Origin of the sequence: Halobellus sp. EA9, from assembly GCF_051195055.1 — an archaeon.
GTDB lineage: Archaea > Halobacteriota > Halobacteria > Halobacteriales > Haloferacaceae > Haloquadratum > Haloquadratum rubicundus.
Map to the genome: position 1 here is coordinate 1 of NZ_JBNTJW010000016.1, position 17,862 is coordinate 17,862.

General features: G+C 58.8%; 16 protein-coding genes and 1 pseudogene. 14 read left to right on the forward strand and 3 right to left on the reverse strand.

Annotated features, from left to right (window positions below):
- Positions 1–507 precede the first annotated feature (507 nt).
- From ACQUQ0_RS15860 to ACQUQ0_RS15895, 8 genes and pseudogenes are all read left to right on the forward strand, one after another.
- Entirely contained in the window at positions 508–1,203 is a 696-nt protein-coding gene (locus tag ACQUQ0_RS15860; protein WP_435186530.1) for a nucleotidyltransferase domain-containing protein, read from the forward strand.
- Entirely contained in the window at positions 1,196–1,705 is a 510-nt protein-coding gene (locus ACQUQ0_RS15865) for a DNA-binding protein (protein ID WP_435186532.1), read from the forward strand. Before ACQUQ0_RS15860 ends, ACQUQ0_RS15865 begins: the two co-directional genes overlap by 8 nt.
- 24 nt (positions 1,706–1,729) lie before the next feature.
- Positions 1,730–2,956 (forward strand): annotated as a pseudogene (locus ACQUQ0_RS15870) (tyrosine-type recombinase/integrase).
- Positions 2,957–3,195: 239 nt separating this feature from the next.
- Positions 3,196–4,260 (forward strand): hypothetical protein, encoded by a 1,065-nt coding sequence (locus ACQUQ0_RS15875; protein WP_435186534.1) that lies wholly within the window; start codon positions 3,196–3,198, stop codon positions 4,258–4,260.
- A 151-nt stretch (positions 4,261–4,411) separates the two neighbouring features.
- Positions 4,412–4,870 (forward strand): universal stress protein, encoded by a 459-nt coding sequence (locus ACQUQ0_RS15880; protein WP_375800190.1) that lies wholly within the window; start codon positions 4,412–4,414, stop codon positions 4,868–4,870.
- A 131-nt stretch (positions 4,871–5,001) separates the two neighbouring features.
- Positions 5,002–5,367 carry a VOC family protein gene (locus ACQUQ0_RS15885; RefSeq protein ID WP_089768094.1) on the forward strand — a complete coding sequence of 122 codons (366 nt, stop codon included), beginning with the start codon at positions 5,002–5,004 and terminating at the stop codon, positions 5,365–5,367.
- Positions 5,368–5,450: 83 nt separating this feature from the next.
- On the forward strand, positions 5,451–6,233 hold the full coding sequence (locus ACQUQ0_RS15890; protein WP_435186537.1) for an HpcH/HpaI aldolase family protein: 783 nt from the start codon (positions 5,451–5,453) through the stop codon (positions 6,231–6,233).
- 70 nt (positions 6,234–6,303) lie between these two features.
- On the forward strand, positions 6,304–7,248 hold the full coding sequence (locus ACQUQ0_RS15895) for a VOC family protein (protein ID WP_435186539.1): 945 nt from the start codon (positions 6,304–6,306) through the stop codon (positions 7,246–7,248).
- Positions 7,249–7,356: 108 nt separating this feature from the next.
- Here the strand turns inward: ACQUQ0_RS15895 and ACQUQ0_RS15900 are convergent, their stop codons facing one another.
- The 3 genes from ACQUQ0_RS15900 to ACQUQ0_RS15910 all read right to left on the reverse strand — a co-directional run bounded on the left by ACQUQ0_RS15900 (position 7,357) and on the right by ACQUQ0_RS15910 (position 11,200).
- Complete coding sequence (locus tag ACQUQ0_RS15900; protein WP_435186541.1) at positions 7,357–8,556, reverse strand: amino acid ABC transporter substrate-binding protein; 1,200 nt, start codon at positions 8,554–8,556, stop codon at positions 7,357–7,359.
- A gap of 154 nt (positions 8,557–8,710) precedes the next feature.
- Positions 8,711–10,063 (reverse strand): aminomethyl transferase family protein, encoded by a 1,353-nt coding sequence (locus tag ACQUQ0_RS15905; RefSeq protein WP_435186543.1) that lies wholly within the window; start codon positions 10,061–10,063, stop codon positions 8,711–8,713.
- A 366-nt stretch (positions 10,064–10,429) separates the two neighbouring features.
- On the reverse strand, positions 10,430–11,200 hold the full coding sequence (locus ACQUQ0_RS15910; RefSeq protein WP_435186544.1) for an IclR family transcriptional regulator: 771 nt from the start codon (positions 11,198–11,200) through the stop codon (positions 10,430–10,432).
- A gap of 155 nt (positions 11,201–11,355) precedes the next feature.
- On the opposite strand from ACQUQ0_RS15910, the gene ACQUQ0_RS15915 reads away from it, so the two are divergent.
- The 6 genes from ACQUQ0_RS15915 to aldA all read left to right on the forward strand — a co-directional run bounded on the left by ACQUQ0_RS15915 (position 11,356) and on the right by aldA (position 17,802).
- A complete protein-coding gene (locus ACQUQ0_RS15915; RefSeq protein ID WP_435186546.1) occupies positions 11,356–11,946 on the forward strand; it encodes an ester cyclase in 591 nt (196 codons plus the stop codon).
- Positions 11,947–12,291: 345 nt separating this feature from the next.
- Positions 12,292–13,197, forward strand: coding sequence for an ABC transporter substrate-binding protein (locus tag ACQUQ0_RS15920; RefSeq protein ID WP_435186548.1), 906 nt, complete (start codon positions 12,292–12,294; stop codon positions 13,195–13,197).
- A 231-nt stretch (positions 13,198–13,428) separates the two neighbouring features.
- Positions 13,429–14,481: an ABC transporter ATP-binding protein gene (locus ACQUQ0_RS15925; RefSeq protein ID WP_435186550.1), complete on the forward strand. Its 1,053-nt coding sequence runs from the start codon at positions 13,429–13,431 to the stop codon at positions 14,479–14,481.
- Position 14,482: 1 nt separating this feature from the next.
- Positions 14,483–15,382: an ABC transporter permease gene (locus tag ACQUQ0_RS15930; protein WP_435186552.1), complete on the forward strand. Its 900-nt coding sequence runs from the start codon at positions 14,483–14,485 to the stop codon at positions 15,380–15,382.
- Positions 15,379–16,251 (forward strand): ABC transporter permease, encoded by an 873-nt coding sequence (locus ACQUQ0_RS15935; RefSeq protein ID WP_435186554.1) that lies wholly within the window; start codon positions 15,379–15,381, stop codon positions 16,249–16,251. The genes ACQUQ0_RS15930 and ACQUQ0_RS15935 overlap by 4 nt, the downstream gene beginning before the upstream one ends.
- A 102-nt stretch (positions 16,252–16,353) precedes the next feature.
- The gene (gene aldA, locus ACQUQ0_RS15940) at positions 16,354–17,802 is read left to right on the forward strand and encodes an aldehyde dehydrogenase (RefSeq protein WP_435186556.1); all 1,449 of its coding nucleotides are present in this window, start codon (positions 16,354–16,356) and stop codon (positions 17,800–17,802) included.
- Positions 17,803–17,862: the final 60 nt, after the last annotated feature.

A 17,862-nucleotide genomic window follows, 5' to 3' on the forward strand; every position in this document is an offset into this window, starting at 1 on the left:
GAGGTGATTTGCCTTACTGAATCGGCCAAATTCACGCATCACAGCCTCGCTAAATTCGGTGTAGTCTCAACTTGGAACCGATACGAATTCGATATAGCAATATATAATTTATAGTCTATCGAATGTAGGTTTCAGGGACTCTAGCTGCTGTTTTCGTGGAATACTGGCATTTTCCATATTGGTTTTGATTACTCCAATAATCACGACCACTTTGAAGTACCCCGACGCCGTCCGCTAAGCACGAATGCTGCAATCGGCTCAGAACGGCGCTTCCCCCAGGGTAGCGTCGCCAATAACGGGGTCCGAGATCTCTTGGGTCTCTTCGGCCAAGCCGACCTCGCCGGCGTGGACAGCCTTCGCGATCGATCAGACGCCTCTGGCGAAACGTAGTGAGGCCCGGAGTTGACGGATATCTTTCTCCGCACGCCCGTTGCTGTTAGAGCAGATATTTAGGACAACTCCAGATCACATATAATATTTTTATAGTGGTGGTCCGTGATACGGCACATGAACCGTGAGGCGGATACCAAAAATTCGTCTGGAGTCGCTATTTCTCTTTCATTACCACCTTCAGACCCAGATTTATTCAAACACAAAGCGACGAGCGACGTCCTTCTCTTTTTGATAAACCACCGATTCAGTGACTTCTCACTGCGAGAGCTCGCGACACAGATCGGCCACTCACATCAGTCCGTCCGACGGGCAGTGAACGTTCTCAGCGCGAACGACTTGGTGGTGGAGTCTTCCGAAAGCAACCAGCGACTCGTCCAGATCAACAGACAGCGTCTGTCCATCCCAAACGATCCAATCCTCCGCATACCCCAATCAGAATATCACCAACCGGTCAAAGCTGCGGTCACGGAGCTCCGTGAGAACATCGATGACGTCGTCGGCATCATCCTCTATGGGAGTGTGGCTCGGGGCGAGGCTGACCGACGGAGCGATATCGATCTCTGGGTGCTAACCCGGTCTGGGCGGGCGGAAAACCAACGAGAGGCGAACGCGATTGTCCGTGACCTCGAAGACACGGAGTTCGACGGTGACCGTTACGCCTACGATATCGATGTTGAGGCCGTCCAGGCGATCCCGGCGTACACCGAAGACATCCGAGAGATCGTCGTTTCAGGAATTCCGGTCTACAAGACGAATGACTTCGAAACCGTCGAGAACCTCCTCTTGCAGGAAGGAGCCACTGATGAGTAACGGCTCGGACCCGACCGCTGTGCTCACAGCACTCGACCGCGCACAGGATGCCTTCGAGATGATCGGACGCGGTCGAACAGCGTTCGAGGACGGAATTAGTGCCGACGAAGACTGGAAGACCCAGCTGACGAAAGCGTGCCGCCTCCTCGAAGTCGTTGACACCCTCCAAGCACAGGACGGGTACTATACGGCCGTTATCGAGGTCTGTTTCGGCGCTATCGAACGGTCGATCGAGGCGTACGCGCTCGCGATGACGAACGATACGCTTCAGGACTTTCAGGATCACCAGTTCAGCTACGAGCGTGCCCACCAGATTGGGCTATTTGAGCGCGAGACCGCAGAGGCGATGAAGGACCTCTACAGCGAGAACCGGACAGAGAGTTATTACGGCGGTGGGCGTCCAACTGAAGAACAATCAGAAGCAATGATTGACCTCGCCAGCGTCGTCCATCAGTTCGCAGTGAACCAGATCCGGGAAGGTGGCGTCTGTCTATGTGACTGACTACGTTCCTTACTCCACAAGACTATGGACCGGAATTCATCGACGGAATGGACGCCACTGACCTCTCTCACGGAGTATTTCGAGCGGTATCTTCAGGACAAGGGGAAAGGCCGCGGAGGCGACGGCGGGAACTACCGACGCAACGCAGCCCGCGAACTCAAACGATTCGCCGAGTGGGCCGCCGGTGACCGCGGCGACGATGACTGGACCGGGATCGTCCCCGACGACGTCGACCGCGAGCCGACCTTCGACGATCTCGACGAACGCGTGTTCCGGGAGTACGCCCGACATCTCGCCGGTGATCGGGGCCTCAAGCAGAATACGGTCCAAACCTACTACCGCTATATCTCTGCGTGGTGTGGCTGGTGTGTCAACGAAGGGTATCTCGAGGCGCATTACGCGCAGCGGGCGAGTGCGATGGCGCCGCTGCCGGAGGACGACGGCCGCAAGCCCGGCGATCAGCAGGCCTGGACGTCGGAACAGCGCCACGTCCTCACCCGCCACGTCGACGAACGGGCTCGCGACGCCGTCGGGGCGTACACGACACTCCCAGGATACTGACCTCCTCGACAAACAGCGACCGCGCTATGCGGCGCTGAAGGCTTCTCGTGACCGGGCCCTGGTGTTCGTCCTCGCGTACACCGCCGTTCGGGTCGGCGAACTCCTCCGGGACCCGAACGACCCGACCGGCGCGGTGTGCGCTGGGAGGACCTCTCCCTCGACGACGGGAGTATGGACGTCTACCGAAAGAACCAGCAATGGGACGCCGCGAGTCTCCCCGACCCGGTGATCTCTCCGCTGCGAAGCTACCGACAGCTGGTGGACCCACCGACGGAACGCTGGCCGGTGTTTCCGACGTTCGACCAACGAACGCTTTCGGGACTCGTTCGGGATGAGCTCGAAGACCGGGGAGAACGCCCGCAAGAAATCGCCGAGCAACGTGAGGGGTACGCTCGCGACCTCTTGCTGGCGCTTGATGAAGACATTCGGCCGCCGTCAATCACGACAGATGGAGCACAGTCGATTCTCCAACGGCTCTCCGACGATGCTGAAATCGACATTACCCATCCGAAACACGACTATCTCGCACCCCACGGTGGTCGCCGAGGAATGGGTGAGGTTCTCGTCCGAGCATTTGGCTATACCGTGGCTGCTCGATATCTAGATAATTCTAAAGAAATGGTACGAGAACGGTATTCATATATCGAAGCTGGAGAGCTCGGTGATTTAGCCACTGAAGCGATCGAATAAACAGGTATTAGAATGTAACAGATACTGTGCCGCCACTTTCTCTTTAACTTAATATTATATATAATAACATTTATAATATCAGATCCAAGCAGTCGAACTTACTGTCAGTTCCAGAAAACGGCAACTACAACGCAGCACCCATCTCCAGAAGCTCCACGTAGTTTTATATATTTCAATAACGGATCCAGTTTCGTGAGCGCGGAATGGGTTTACACTCCTCGTTTGAAACACTGTCGAACGTGCTCAAGGAGTTTGACGAAGATAGTCAGTCTACACGCCGAGTAGAGGTCACGGCCGAGCAGCACGCATCAGTGTCCGCGACCGTGGAAGTAAGTGCGTCTTTCAGCGATCTCCTGAACGAGGACTCTCCGCTGTCGTGCTCTCCTTCGACGGCATCGATAGATGACGCTGGACCGTTCGTCACGTTCCGTTTTGAGGACCTTTCGTCGACATTGCTACCGGAGGTTACCGAAAGCCCTGGTGACGGAGAGCCGAATCTATCGATCTCTCCGAACAAGCTTGAGACGCGAGATGGGGAGATCCTAATCGAACTCAATCTGATAATTGATCTCGAAGAGGACGAGTATCCAAACAATGTGAATTCGAACGAATTCCGCGGTATTTCTCCCCGTCTGTCGAAAACCGCGGCAGATACTGACAGCGATACAGCTGGGAGTGAGGGAGTCGAGTTGGCCCTCAAGTCGGCACGCACCGACTCTGTTCCCCCATTCGAGGACACGGAGTACCTCCGTCGGCTGTATGAGATTTCGGAGACTTTCGGTGAAATGAGTGATCTGATCGAACTCGACGTCTCTGCCGAAACTGTTCGCCGGTATATGATTGATGCAGGTATCCATTCACCCGAGTCGTATGCGACGATCGACCAGAGTCAGCCAGCTAGATCAACCGACAATTCAGTGGCGACAGATGCCCGGCCTGTAAATGGTTCCGCAACCCGTTCGACACAGGACTCCGAAGACTCCCCATCGGATCGAGTAGACAGCCCACAGCCCGAACTCGACAGCTTAGAGGCTGAGTCTGCGGAGCCACTCCCGAAGGAAGATTTGCTCACAGATGGCGTTGGCTTTCCGGACGACGTCACGCTTCGTGAACTCGCTGAGGTCGTGGTGCAGGCGAGAACAGTCCACGAGGTTCATCGTCACCTGGGTATCGATCACGAACGAACGCGCGAACTACTCCGGCAACTAAACGTACTTGATCTCGTGGTCAACCGCTTTTCAATCGAAACTGAGCAACGTGTGACTTTCGAGACCGTCGCTGAACGGATCCGCGAGAGTACCTGATCCCACGACACATTGGGGTGGCTGTCAGGGATACGCTCGGTGAAACGAGCTACGAGCGCGCCGGGCGTCGGTCGCGACGACGATTGACCCACGAACAGGCACCTGTCGGAAAAAGCAAACTACTATACTCCACCCGTGTGTGGATCCGCGTATGCCTGAGTCAGTCGATAGCGTACTGCTCGCGTTCGGTCCGAAGGATCGTGAACACGTACAGCGATTGTTGGACGTAGCTCTGCAGTTAGTGGAGCCGACTGGAGCCACGTTGTACATACAGCACGTCTTCCCACAGGAGGAGTACGACGACCTCATCGACCAGTTGGACGTCAGCCCGGACGCAGAGCCGTTCGGGCCGAGTCAACTCGCAGCACGTCACGAGGCGATCCGTACCCCTGCGGAGCAACTGGACGAGCGGGAAATCGACTACGAGATTCGCGGTGCGGTCGGTGCACCGGACACGAAGATCGTGCGGACGGCCCGGAACCTGGAGGTCGACCGCGTCTTCATCGGCGGGCGGGGGAGGTCGCCGACCGGCAAGGCGATGTTCGGCGACTACGCCCAACAGGTGCTACTGAACGCTCCCTGTCCGGTCACGTATGTACGTCGGGAGTGACCCCATACGGGGAACGGACCGAAGACGAATGGACTGGTGGCTCCTCCCATAGAGCTCGTGTTTCCAGGTGGATATCAACAACAAATGACTACAAGCAATTATTTATATACTGTTGTCGTGCACCTCCATCCGTGATTGGAACGATCGACCACATCGAGATCGAAGCGAGCGACGCCGACGAGATGGCCGAGTTCTTCGAGAAACTCGGATACGAGCAGCACCGTCAGACCGAGCATCACGGCGAGTCCTACGAGTACGTGCCCGCAGACGGCGAGGGACCACTCTTCGAGATCCACACCGTCGAGGGCGAAGAGGTGCCGGGCATCAACCACATCGCCTTCGCCGTCGAGGATATTGACGGCGTGACCGAAGACCTCGAAGATGCCGAGATCGACTCGATCGTCGGTCCCTACGACGTGGACAAGACCGGCCGCACGATCACGAATTTCCGTGACCCCGACGGCCGTCGGTTCCAGATCGTTACCGACCAAGACTGAGACCCGACGACCGGAGTCGCTGGATTCGTCGCACCGACTGAATCAATATACCTCACACCCACCCTACCGATCCGATACATAATATGAACCAGAGCAACAGCTTACGCGAGGCCCTCGAGAACGACGAAGTCGTCTACGGCGCACGTGCCTCGACCTTCTCGCCGACCGTCATCGAAGTGTACGGCACGCTCGGCGTCGACTTCGTTTGGCTCGACTTCGAGCATATGGGGCCCAGCCCGTACGACAGCCGCGTCTTCGAAGATCTCACGCGCGCCGCAGAGGCCGGCGGGACCGAACTCTTCGTTCGGCTCCCTTCCGGCGATCCGCCGCTCATCCGAAAGGTGCTGGACGCTGGCGTCCGAAACCTGCTGATCCCGCGTGTCGACTCCGCCGAGGAGGCGCGGACCGCGGTTGAGGCCACCCGCTTCGTCTACGACGGTGCGCCGGGCGAGCGCGGCAAGGCAAGCGGCCGGTCCAGCAACTGGGGCGCCGCGAGCGACTACGTCGCGACCGAAGACCAGTCGGTCTGTCTCGGCGTGATGATAGAGAAGACGACCGCCGTCGACGATCTCGAGGCGATCCTGGACGTCCCGAAACTTGGATTCGTCTTCATCGGTCCCTCGGACCTCTCGGTCCAGATGGGCCACCCGGAAGACAAGAATCATCCGGAAGTGGTCGCCCAGATTGACTCGATCCGGGAGGCCTGCCTCGAGGCCGACGTGCCCGTCGGCGGGATCAGGACTGACCCCGAGCGCATCGCCGAAGCCGAGGCGCAAGGCTACCAGATCCTGCGTATCGGGGGCGATCTCGGATCGATCAAGCGGACTCTCGGCCCCCGACTGACCGCGGTTCGCGGCGACGACTGAGACCGCTGCGGTCTCACTCCGGACCGCTCGACAGGAGATTTATTACGTGTGGTTCCGTCACCGACGAATGATGCAGCCTGAAGTCGCACGACTAGGCCACGTAGCGCTTGAGACACCGGATCTCGAATCGTCGATCGAATTTTTCCACGGAACGGTTGGACTGGAAATCGTCGACAGAGACGACGACAGCGTCTACCTCAGAGCCGTCGACGAGCACGACCATCACTCGCTCAGTCTGACCGAGGCCGAGCGCTCGCGGATTGACCATATCGGCTGGCAGACCGAAGCCCCCGAACACGTGGCGGCGTTCGCAGACCGGTTCGCCGACCGGGGGATAGACGTGACCTGGATCGACGATGGCGTCGAACCCGGTCAAGGCGAGGCGATCCGGTTCGAGGTTCCGAACGGCCACCAGTTCGAGCTCTACGGCGAGATGGAGAAACCCGACCCGCCGGTCGAGCGCCGCTCGAAGCTCAAGAACCGCGTGTACGACCCCTCGGACAACAATCCGATCGCACCCCACCGGATCGATCACCTCCAGATCTGGGATCCAGACGGGTTCGAGTGCGCGGAGTGGATCCGCGAAGAGCTCGGGTTCCAGGTGCAGGAGTATTACGACGAGGCCGACGGCACGCGGTGGGGAACGTTCCTCAGCGCCTGCGGGGTGAAGATTGACCTCGCGGTCGTCCAATCCAGCAGTGCGGACGACGAACCTGCCGTCCACCACGTAGCGTACGGCGTCGACACCCCGAACGACCTCTTTGCGGCACACAACGTAATGAACGAGAACGACGTTCCGGTCGACGGGATCGGCCAGCACGGCATCTCCCGCGGGGAGTTTATGTACGCTCGTGATCCGACGAGCGGCCACCGAATCGAGTTCAACACGGGGAGCTACCTCACGCTGGATCCGCACTGGGAGCCCGTCGCCTGGGAGGAAAACGACATCAGCGACGGCGACGATCACCAGTGGATCGGCGGTATCGACAACCTCGAACGGGTCCGGTACGAATAACTCGTCGGTAGTGTCCTTCTCATAGTGATTACTCTCGTCTCTTACCGCCGAACGCCACCCCCGGTAACGGCGTTCGGCGGTAAACAGTGAGAGCAATCACTATCACACCTACCGGGAACCGAAGTCCGGGACCGGATAGACGGTTTCCATCGCGTACTCCCCGTCCGTCTGCGGGTAGACCAACATCGGAGCGCCGTCGGACCACTGCCCACACGCCGGGACAAGCTGACCTGGCTCCGGCATTCCGGTGTCGGTGAATCCGAACTTTCCGAGGACGGTATCGAACGTCGCCTGAAGGAGCGCGTCTTTGATATCGGTGTTCTTCGTCGAGCCAGCGCTTTGGAGCGCCTGCGCGGCGACCTGGGTGAGCCCGAACGCGTCTCCGAGGACGTCGATCGGAACCGTCCCGGCCTCGACGTCCTCCTGCTGGTGATAGCGCTCAACCAGGGCGTCCGTGCCCGTCGTATCGAGCCCAGCGAGCCAGCCGACCCCGCTACTCCCTACGTAGTTGCCCATCTTGCCGAGAGCCGACGTCCACGCTCTCGGATCCGATGCTCGGACGAAGTCGACGAGTTTCGGCGAGAAGTTCTGCGAGGCCATCTGCTTGACCGCCGTGATCCCGTCCGGTGGAATCGGATTCGACAGCAGCGCGTCGATGTCCTTGGCTTTGGTTTGTGAAATCAACGTGGTGAAGTCGCTCGTGCCCACTGAGTACGTCTCGCGGAACACGACGTCGTACTTCGTCCCTTCGAAGGTCTGTGCCCAGTAGTCGGCCATCTCTTGGCCCCAGGCCGTGTTAAGCTCCCAGATCGCGAGCCGTGTCGGCGAGTTCGGTCCCAACGAGTCGAACCACAGTTTGGTGTTTCGCGCGATGTCCCGACTCTTCGGGAACGGCGCGAACGTCCACTCGTAGTTCTTCTGCTCGTGTGGCTTCATATAGGCGAAGGTGCTTCCGAGGAACGGGAGTTCCTGGTTCTCGGCGAAGGCGCTCCCCGCGGTGACGAGCAGACTGGAGAAGCTCCCCCACAGCATCGCGACGTCGTTGTTCGAGACGATCTGTTGGAGCTTCGAACGCGTCTTTTTCGGATCGCCCTCGTCGTCTTTGATGATCAGTTTCACCTCGCGGCCGTCGATTCCGCCGTTGCTGTTGATGTAGTCGATTCCGATCTTGTATCCTCGCAGCATCGATCGCCCCGTCGAAGAGAGCGGCCCAGTCTTGGGGATCGTCGCCCCGATGAGTATCGGTCCCTTCGAGCTGCCGCCCGTCGAGGAAGTCGTCGAACACCCGGCGAGTGCTGTGGCACTCACCGCGGTCGCACCCCCGGTTTTGAGAACGGCCCGTCGAGTGACAGGCGTGGCACTGTCGACCATAGTGTTATCCACAGAACTAAAATAAATAAAAATTTTTATTCAAATATCGTCCCGGTGAGGCCGACGGCGGATTCGTCGACGCACCTGGATGTTATCGGGAGTCTTCGAGGTACGGGCTCGGCTGGACCGTCGCCGAGATCTCCGTCTGCGTGTGCGATTCGACGGTCGGGTTCGGCGACTCGCCGTTCTTTTCGCCCCAGACCAGCGTGACCTCGGTGCCGGGCTCGCTGTACTCCGTGTCGATCGAACAGATTGAAATCATCTGGCGATCGCTGTAGGAGTACGCGAAGCTTTTCGAAATGCCGACGACATCGCCATCGGAGAGGACCTCGTCGTGGTGTGCTCCCCAGCGGTCGCGGGGCAGATCGAAGATCTTGTTCGGTAGCCGCTCGTCTTGGAACAACGACGCGAAGAGGCCAGCCGCGTCCTCATCGTCCCACACGAGTGTGACGCGGGTCCGTTCAGGATTGGTTACCTCGGCTTTGAGCGCCTCTTTCCCCACGAAGTCGTGATCGAAGGAGACCATATGGTCGTAGCCGAGGTCGATCGGACTCACGTAATAGTCGCTGATCTCTTCGGCAGAGTAGCTCCCCCCGATCGAGTAGGTGCCCTCGTAGCTGTCGGCATCGAGCCACTCGCGGTACTCCCGCATTTCAGCACCGGTGTAGATCGCGGGGACGTGGGTGGTGACCCAGCCGAGTTTGACGCTAAGGGGTTCGTACGCTCGGGTACCCAGCCGCTTGATCCCGTAGTCGGCGCCAGCTTCAAGTATGACGTCCTTAATCAGGTCGCTACGCTCGTAGGAACCCTGCAGTTCGAAACCGACCTCGCCGGCCATCCCATGGCGCAGGGCGCGGACTTCTTCGCCCGCGATGGTGATTCGCTTGAAATTGAAGAACGGGATGTCGGTGAGGTCGTCGTCGACGAGTTCCTGCATCACATCCAACGCGTTAGGGCCTTGGACCTGGTAAGTGAAGAAATGCGGGTCGTCAGGGTTCTTCGATGACTTGGGGTATATCGTCTGCTCGACGTCATAGCCGCCGGTCTCGATGTTGTAGGCCACCCAGTGTGCGGCCGGGACCTTGCCGCTCATCACGAACTTTTCCTCGCCGATGCGCTGAAGGACGCCATCGCCGATGAAGTAGCCGTCCGGGTTGCACATAATCGCCTGCTTGGCCTTCCCGACGTCGAACCCGTCGAAGCTGTTGGTCGAGAGATAATTCAGGACGTCGAAGGCGTCGGGGCCCTCGATGACCTGGTCCATCTGGTGGTGAGAGAGGTCTGCGAGGACGCACGTTTCACGGGTCGCCCGGAGTTCGTCCATCCAATTGGTGTACTCGCGTGCGACTTCGCGGGGCCACGTCCATCGGCCTCCTGCCTGCCGCAGCATCTCTACTGGGCTTTCAGCTACCTCTAAAGCAGACTGTAGGCTTTGGTTTGCCATACGAAGTTGAACTAATCGGACTACTATAAGATTTTGGTTGCAGTTCGGTTCAACCATAGTAAACAGTCTTATGCTAGCATGGTACTCGTTCTCGTTCAACACTTAGGCACTGGTAACCACGGAATCAACCATCCCTGAACGCCTCTATCGTGCCAACCTATCGCATACCATCGCCAGATTAGCTCCGTACAGCAGTTGTTTACTATTGTTGAACAAATATAAAATAATTATTTGTCCGCTTTATCGATACGGGTAACAGATGTACGACTGTTACTTACTGTTTCCACTGGCCCGATCGGACAGTAGAGCGATTTTATTAAATATAACATATACACATTCGTTATTATCAATCCTCGCGGTCTATCGCTAGATACCACTTTGGGAGTACGTGAGTTTGAGTTCAAGTTCGTTGGCGACGCCTGTGACCGTCTCCGGAATCTCATCCTCGAAGCGCTCGTCGACGAAACGGTTCGCTGGCCCAGCGAGGCTGACCGAACCTGCGACGGTGCTGTCGAGCAGGACCGGTGCGGCGACTGCTCGCATTCCCTCGACTGACTCTTGATTGGAGATCGCATACCCGCGGTCCCGAATCTCGGCAAGTTCGTCCAATAACTCGTCCGAATCGGTTATCGTGTTTTCAGTCTTCGCTTCGAGTCCGTGCTCTTCGACGATCCACTGGATCCGGTCTTCAGGCAGATGAGCCAGGATGGCCTTTCCGCTCGCCGTGCAGTGGAGTGGCGACCGATCGCCGACAGAGAGATCAGTCCGGATCGATCGCTCGCCCTCAGTTCCGTAGACGTAGATGGCCTCACCCTGCTCTTCGACGAAGCAGGCGGCCAGTTCTCCGGTTGAGTCGGCCAGTTCTTCTACTTTTGATTTGACCTGCGGGAAGATCGGTTCGTTCCACAGCGAGTACATCCCGAACTCGAGGAACCGCAGCCCGATCTCGTAGCCCCCGTTGCTCTTGGCGACGAACTGGTTGTCGTACAGCGTGTTCAGATACACTTGCACCGTGCTCTTCGGCATATCCAGCTCGTTCGAGAGTTCCGTGACAGTCTTAGCGCCGTTCGATTTCAGATGTTCAAGTATAACAAACAGCTTATCCGCCGACTTGAGCACGTTGCGTCGCTTTGGCATACCACACATTTCGATATAGGGGGATAAGAGCCTTTCTCACCCTATCGATCAAACCGCTTTTTGTCCAATATTGTTGCACACATTGCACTAGATGTCTCTCGTGGTCGATATCAGGCATCACATATTTTATGTAGGATTAGATTGTGCCGGAATGTATGGAGGAACCTGCGCTTTATAGCATCGGCGAGACCGCACAGATGTCAGAAGAAAAACTCTACCAGGACGAACCGATCGACTACGAGGAGTTCATTCTTGACGACGGAGGACTCGATGTCGAAGCGTGGATTATTCGGTCAACCTACGAAATCTGGGACCTCCAGATGCCCGGCCGAATCGAGTACTACTACGACGACGACTGCGTCATCCACGCCGCCAACGGCAACGAAGTCGAGGGTACCGACGAAATCATCGAACACACGCTCAACTGGCAGTCCGCATTTCCTGGGATCAAAATCAAGATTCTTGACGTCCTCTGGGAAGGAAATGAGGAAAACGGCTACAAGACGAGTATGCCCAGCTATATGATCGGCAAAAACACCGGACACAGCCAGTTCGGTCCCCCGACGGGGAAAGAACTCACGCGTGATAACAATCTCAGCATCTACAACTGCCTGATCGAGAAGGTCGACGGCCGGTGGCAGTACACCGAAGAGTGGTCGAACTACGACAATGCCGCGATGGAGTGGGCGTGTACCTCCGAGGATCGCGATGCCGAAGAGGACTCCGAGAGCCCTCCTACGCGCTAACACGGGAGTGGTGGTCGGCGTCAGTGTCCCGACAATAACAGTTAATTTTAACTATTATGCACCCGGTGAACGACTATGGGATATGATGGCAGCCCACTGACTCGCAGAAAAGTAGTGAAATCACTCGGTACCGGTGCCGTAGCGACGGCTCTCGCGGGATGTTCCGGTGGCGGGGGGAGCAACACAAAGACGAGCGGCGGAACGTCTGGAGGCACCAACGGTGGCACGACCAGCGGGAACACCACCAGCGGACAAAAGAACGTCAAGGTCACCCTGGCGGGCACGGGCGGTAGCTGGGGCGACGCCCGCGCGAACGCGTTCTACGATCCGTTTCGGAACGGAAAGATGGCGTGGGAAGAAGAGCACAAACTGGAGTTTTCCGCCGTGCCGTCGGAACAGTACGTTTCAGCTCTGAAACGGTCGCCCAAGAGTCCGCAATACAACCTCGTCGAACTCGACGGGATGCGAGCCCAGGTACTCGGCAAGCGCGGCGCGGTGGCCAACCAGATGGACCTCGTCGACAATATGGACAACGTCGCGGACGCGTACAAGAATAAATATATGGGGGGGACGACGGTTTTCCCGCGTGGTCTCGCCTGGCGGAAGGACAAGCTAGACTTCACACTCAAGACGTGGAACGACCTGATCGACCCCGCGCTCAAGGGGAAAGTCAGTATCGGGGCGTGGGACCAGGCCGGCTCGAAGTACTTCTTCGCGATCAACCACGCGATGGGCGGCACCCTCGACAACGTCCAGCCCGGACTCGACTGGCTCCGCGAGTTCGTCAAGGTCACAGACCCGAAGGTCACGTCGTCGACCGACCAGGCGATGCAGTTCTGGAAGAACGGCGAGATCTACGCCGCGCCTTTCCTGTCTGCTCGCGTCGACCAGTTGCGGAACAACCAGGGCTTCGATATGGGCTTTTCCATCCCGAAGGGCGGTTCCGTGATGGACTACTGGGGCTATCCGATGACCAAACACGTGCCCGAGGCCCAGAAACAGACGGCCGTTAAGTTCCTCGAAGGGGCGTACGATCCCAAGGTCCAGGCCAACTTCGCGGAGGCCTTCGGCTATCCGCCGGCCACGCCGAAGTCCTACGAGTACATCTCCGAGGAGGCCAAGCAGAAACACCCCACGATGGTCCTCACCGACGAACAGATCTCGCGGTTCAATATGGGCATCGACTGGGTCAAGGTCCAAGAGATCAAGCCGCAAGTGGCCTCGAAGTGGCGGAAGATCATCGCGCGCTGATCTTCCAGGAAGGGCTCCCGACATCCGCCGACCCTGTCACCCACCTCCGCCGAGTTGTCCACCCGGCGATTCGTCACGTCTGTCGAGCAGTAATTGTCGATTCTCGGACTCCGTCGACGATCGATGTCCATTCGGACACGAAACTTTACGACAGTTGAATATACCTCATTCCGGCCACAAAGATGAGGAAGATTTAAATACTTGATTTCTAATTGTCTTATAGAACAATCAATGGCATTCGTAGACATACTGGACCTGCGGAAGACGTACGACGATGTCGTCGCGGTAGATGACGTGTCGATCGACGTCGAAGAGGGCGAGTTCGTCTCGATCCTCGGACCGTCGGGATCCGGAAAGACGACGATGCTGAAGTCGATCGCGGGGTTCGTCGAGCCCGACGATGGACAGATCGTCGTCGCAGGGAACGATATGATCGGGCTTCCGCCGGAAGACCGGAATATGGGGCTCGTGTTCCAGCGGCTCGCGCTCTTCCCCCATATGTCGGTCTTCGACAACGTCGCGTTCGGGCTGCGTCACCGCGAGAACCTCTCGGAGGACGAACTGGAAGAGCGTGTCTCCGACATTCTGGAGGTCGTCTCCCTCCCCGGCTACGAAGACCGAAGTATCCAGAACCTCAGCGGTGGCGAGCAGCAGCGGGTTGCCCTGGCGCGCGTGCTCGTACTCGAACCGGACCTGCTCCTCTACGACGAACCGCTGTCGGACCTCGACAGACAGCTCCGCGAGCAGATGCGCCGAGAGATCGCAGACCTCCACGATCGGCTGGAGATCACGTCTATCTATGTCACCCACAACCAGCGAGAGGCGCTCACGCTGTCGGACCGCGTCCTCGTTCTGCACGAGGGCGAGAAGATCCGCTACGCGCCGCCTTCGGAACTGTATCAGAACCCCCAGTCGGAGTTCGTCGCGAACTTCGTCGGCGACTCGAACTTCATCTCCGGGGACGTGGTCCGGGAGAACGGACGGGCGGCCTTCCAGAACGACGTCTTTTCGCTTCCGCTCGACGACCCGCCCGCAGACCCAGCGTCGGAACTACTCTACATCCGCCCCGAAGACATCACACTGGACGGGGAGGACAGCGAAGACGACGCCTACGACGGAACCGTCGTGAGTACGGTCCACCTGGGGTCGGTCACCGAGTACAACGTCGACATCGAGGGGACGGAGTTCCTCGTCACCAAGCTCGGTGCGCCCAAACACGACGAGGGCGACGTCGTCTCCGTCAGGTTCACAGACTACGACCTCATCGGGAAGGGGGACGCCTGATATGCTGAGTTCGATCAATCGCGTGTACGATCAGACGAAGACGTCGTATCGTCTCCTCTCCGAAGAGGCCGACGAGTACCTGCCGCTGGCCCCGCCGGCAGCCTACCTCCTGGTCTTCCTGCTCCTCCCGTTCGCGTACACGGTTTCCATCGGTTTCTTCGAGTACAGCGCGACCAAGATCATCCGCTGGCAGTTCACCCTGAACCACTACCAGTCGCTGCTGTTCGATCCCTTCTACCGATCGGTCCTGACCTACACGGTCAAGCTCTCGGTGATCGTCTCCGTGGTCTGCATCCTGTTCGGATATCCGCTGGGGTACTTCATCGCCCGGACCACACCGATCCGAAGGCAGCTCGCGCTGTTTTCGGTCTTCCTCCCCCTGATGATCGGAACGGTCGTCCGCGTGTACGGCTGGATCGTCCTGTTTGCGACCAATGGCGTCATCAACGATTTCCTCACGGCTGCCTTCGGGACGAAGCTCGATCTGCTGGGGAACACCACGTCGGTCACGATCGGTCTGGCGGGGGTCTACCTCCCGCTCGTAGTCCTCCCCGTGTACTCCGCGATCGAGGATTTGGACGATTCACTGATCCCGGCCGCGCGGAACCTGGGCGCGAACCGGCTCGAGGCCTTCCTCAAGGTGACGCTCCCGCTCAGCCTCCCGGGACTCATTACAGGGACGATCTTCGTGTTCGTGCTTACGATGAACTCCATCGTGACGCCCGCGCTGATGGGCGGACGAACGGATCTCACGATGGGGCTCCTCGTGTACACGCACGCGGTCAATTCGACTAACTGGCCCTTCGCGAGCGCCGTCGGAACCGTCCTGACGCTCGCGACCACGGCGCTGGTCTACGTGTACTTCAGCCTCATCAAGGGCCGGATGGGGGCCTCACAATGAGCCTTCTGAGTACGCTCGCCGGAGCGCTGCCGACTGGGTCGTCGGAGTCGCGGTCGCTGTCGACGCCGAGTCTCGTCGCAGGCAACGCGGTCTACTACACGCTGCTGGCGCTGAGCCTTGCCGTGCTCGTCTTGCCCGTCGTGATCGTCGTCGCGGTCTCGTTCACGTCGACGGACTACCAGACGTTCCCGCCGCAGGGGTTCTCGCTTCGATGGTACGAAGCCTTCCTCCAGAGCCAGTTCTTCGACGCGTTCTTCTTCGTCAGCCTCCCGATCGCGATCGCTGTGGGCGTCATCTCGACGATCCTCGGCATTCTGGCCGCGTACGGCGTTGTACGACGTGACGTTCCGTTCGAGAACGAGGTCGTGATGTACTTCCTCTTGCCGCTGATCTTCCCGCCGGCCATCATCGCCCTGGCGCTGATGGTCGTGTACAATACGGGCATCATCAGCAGGCTCCCCGCGTTCCTCCAGATCGCGGGCGGACACATCGTGATCACGATTCCTTATACCTTCCTGACGGCGATGACGGCCCTCCAATCGATCGACACCGAGCTCGAAGAGGCGGCCCGGAACCTTGGAGCGAACCAGTTTCAGGCTTTCCGGAAGGTCACGCTCCCGCTGATGCGGAGCGGCGTGGTCTCCGGCTTCCTGCTGGCGTTCATCCTCTCCTTCACTGACTCCGTCATCGCCCTGTTCCTCTCGGGCGGGAACACGACGACGCTGCCCGTCCGCATCTTCCTGTTCCTGCAGTTCGACTCGTCGCCCCTCGTGGCCGCGACGGCGACTGTCCAGATCCTCCTCGTCTTGGTACTGGTGTTGCTCATCGGACGGCTCGTCGGATTCAAGGCCGTCACAGCGGATATCTGATACTGTCTTTATACTGTCGGACGAAACCGTTGATACCCTCGCGCTCGCTTCGGGTCGCTTCGAGGGCAAACATTTATTGTTGCGACCCGAAGAGGAGTTGATATGACGGTAGATCCTGGCAAGACGCCTCTCTATATCGACGGCGAGTGGCACGCATCCGACAGCGACGACCGGATTCCGGTCGTCGATCCGACCACCGAAGAAGCGTTCGTCTCCGTGCCGTCGGCGACGGAAGCCGAGGTCCACCGGGCGACGGCCGCGGCCCGGGCGGCCCAGCCGGAGTGGGAGCGACGGCCGGCGAAAGAGCGCGGCGACCTGGTCAGAGAGATCGCCGACCTCCTGGAGGACAATGTCGAGTCGCTCGCAGACACGCTCGTCCGAGAGCAGGGGAAGACGCGGTCGGTCGCAGAGTACGAGATCGAAGCCTCAGCCGACATCGCCCGGTATATGTCGGAGTGGGACCGCCGCATCGAGGGCGACGTCGTCCCCGGCAGCGAACCCCGACAGTCGATCAACCTCCTCAGGAAGCCCTACGGCGTCGTCGCGGGAATTATCCCTTGGAATTTCCCCGTGTCGGTGTTCGTACGAAAGTTGGCCCCCGCGATCGTTACGGGCAACACCACGGTCATCAAGCCGAGCGAACTCACCCCGGTGACGACGCTTGAACTGATGGATCTCATCCACAAGGAGGTTAATCTCCCGTCGGGCGTCCTGAACATTGTCCCAGGCGGGGGCGCTGTCGGCGCCGGCCTCGTATCGGACGACGAGGTCGATTATGTTACGATGACGGGGAACGTCGACACTGGTAAAGCCATTATGCGTAACGCGGCCGACGACCTCACTCGTGTCTCTCTCGAGCTTGGGGGGAAGGCGCCAGCCATCGTCGCTGCGGACGCTGATATAGAGACTGCCGTCGAGAATATCGTCGCTTCGCGCACGATCAACGCCGGACAGGTCTGTACGTGTGTCGAGCGGATATACGTTCACGAGGATGTCCGTGAGGAGTTCGAAGAGCGGTTCACTGAGGCGATGCGAGCGGTCGAAATCGGTGACCCGCGCGACGATCCCGATATGGGTCCCCAGGTGAGTGCCAATGAGCTGGAGAAAACGAACAACGCGATCCGGCACGCGGTTGAACAGGGTGCCACCGTAGCCGCCGGCGGAGCCGGTGTTGACGAAGCGCCCGCAGAGACGGGCTTCTGGATCCAGCCAACGGTCCTCACCGATGTTGATCAAGATATGGACGTGATTCACGAGGAGGTGTTCGGCCCCGTCGCGCCGGTCGTGGAAGTCGCATCCGTCGACCAGGCCGTCGAGTTCGCTAATGACTCCCGGTATGGACTCTCATCGTACGTGTTCACAGAGAGCTATCGCGATGCAATGCGAATCGCGGAGGACCTCGAATTCGGCGAGACGTTCATCAACGGGAGCGGTGGCGCCCAACAGGGCCACCACATCGGCTGGAACGAGTCAGGAATCGGTGGCGAGGACGGCAAGTATGGCGCGATGAAGTACACGCAGATCAAATCGGTCTATCACAATTTCGATTGATCACGGGACTCTCACTCTCTCCCCGTGGTCACTGTGTGTAGTCGTTAAATATAATACCGG

What these genes read in the sequence shown, in the direction of transcription:
- ACQUQ0_RS15860 (WP_435186530.1), top strand. Translation starts at nt 508, where the DNA reads ATGAACCGTGAGGCGGATACCAAAAATTCGTCTGGAGTCGCTATTTCT.
- ACQUQ0_RS15865 (WP_435186532.1), top strand. Translation starts at nt 1,196, where the DNA reads ATGAGTAACGGCTCGGACCCGACCGCTGTGCTCACAGCACTCGACCGC.
- ACQUQ0_RS15880 (WP_375800190.1), top strand. Translation starts at nt 4,412, where the DNA reads ATGCCTGAGTCAGTCGATAGCGTACTGCTCGCGTTCGGTCCGAAGGAT.
- ACQUQ0_RS15890 (WP_435186537.1), top strand. Translation starts at nt 5,451, where the DNA reads ATGAACCAGAGCAACAGCTTACGCGAGGCCCTCGAGAACGACGAAGTC.
- ACQUQ0_RS15895 (WP_435186539.1), top strand. Translation starts at nt 6,304, where the DNA reads ATGCAGCCTGAAGTCGCACGACTAGGCCACGTAGCGCTTGAGACACCG.
- ACQUQ0_RS15905 (WP_435186543.1), bottom strand. Translation starts at nt 10,063, where the DNA reads ATGGCAAACCAAAGCCTACAGTCTGCTTTAGAGGTAGCTGAAAGCCCA.
- ACQUQ0_RS15910 (WP_435186544.1), bottom strand. Translation starts at nt 11,200, where the DNA reads ATGCCAAAGCGACGCAACGTGCTCAAGTCGGCGGATAAGCTGTTTGTT.
- ACQUQ0_RS15915 (WP_435186546.1), top strand. Translation starts at nt 11,356, where the DNA reads ATGGAGGAACCTGCGCTTTATAGCATCGGCGAGACCGCACAGATGTCA.
- ACQUQ0_RS15920 (WP_435186548.1), top strand. Translation starts at nt 12,292, where the DNA reads ATGGCGTGGGAAGAAGAGCACAAACTGGAGTTTTCCGCCGTGCCGTCG.
- ACQUQ0_RS15925 (WP_435186550.1), top strand. Translation starts at nt 13,429, where the DNA reads ATGGCATTCGTAGACATACTGGACCTGCGGAAGACGTACGACGATGTC.
- ACQUQ0_RS15930 (WP_435186552.1), top strand. Translation starts at nt 14,483, where the DNA reads ATGCTGAGTTCGATCAATCGCGTGTACGATCAGACGAAGACGTCGTAT.
- ACQUQ0_RS15935 (WP_435186554.1), top strand. Translation starts at nt 15,379, where the DNA reads ATGAGCCTTCTGAGTACGCTCGCCGGAGCGCTGCCGACTGGGTCGTCG.
- aldA (WP_435186556.1), top strand. Translation starts at nt 16,354, where the DNA reads ATGACGGTAGATCCTGGCAAGACGCCTCTCTATATCGACGGCGAGTGG.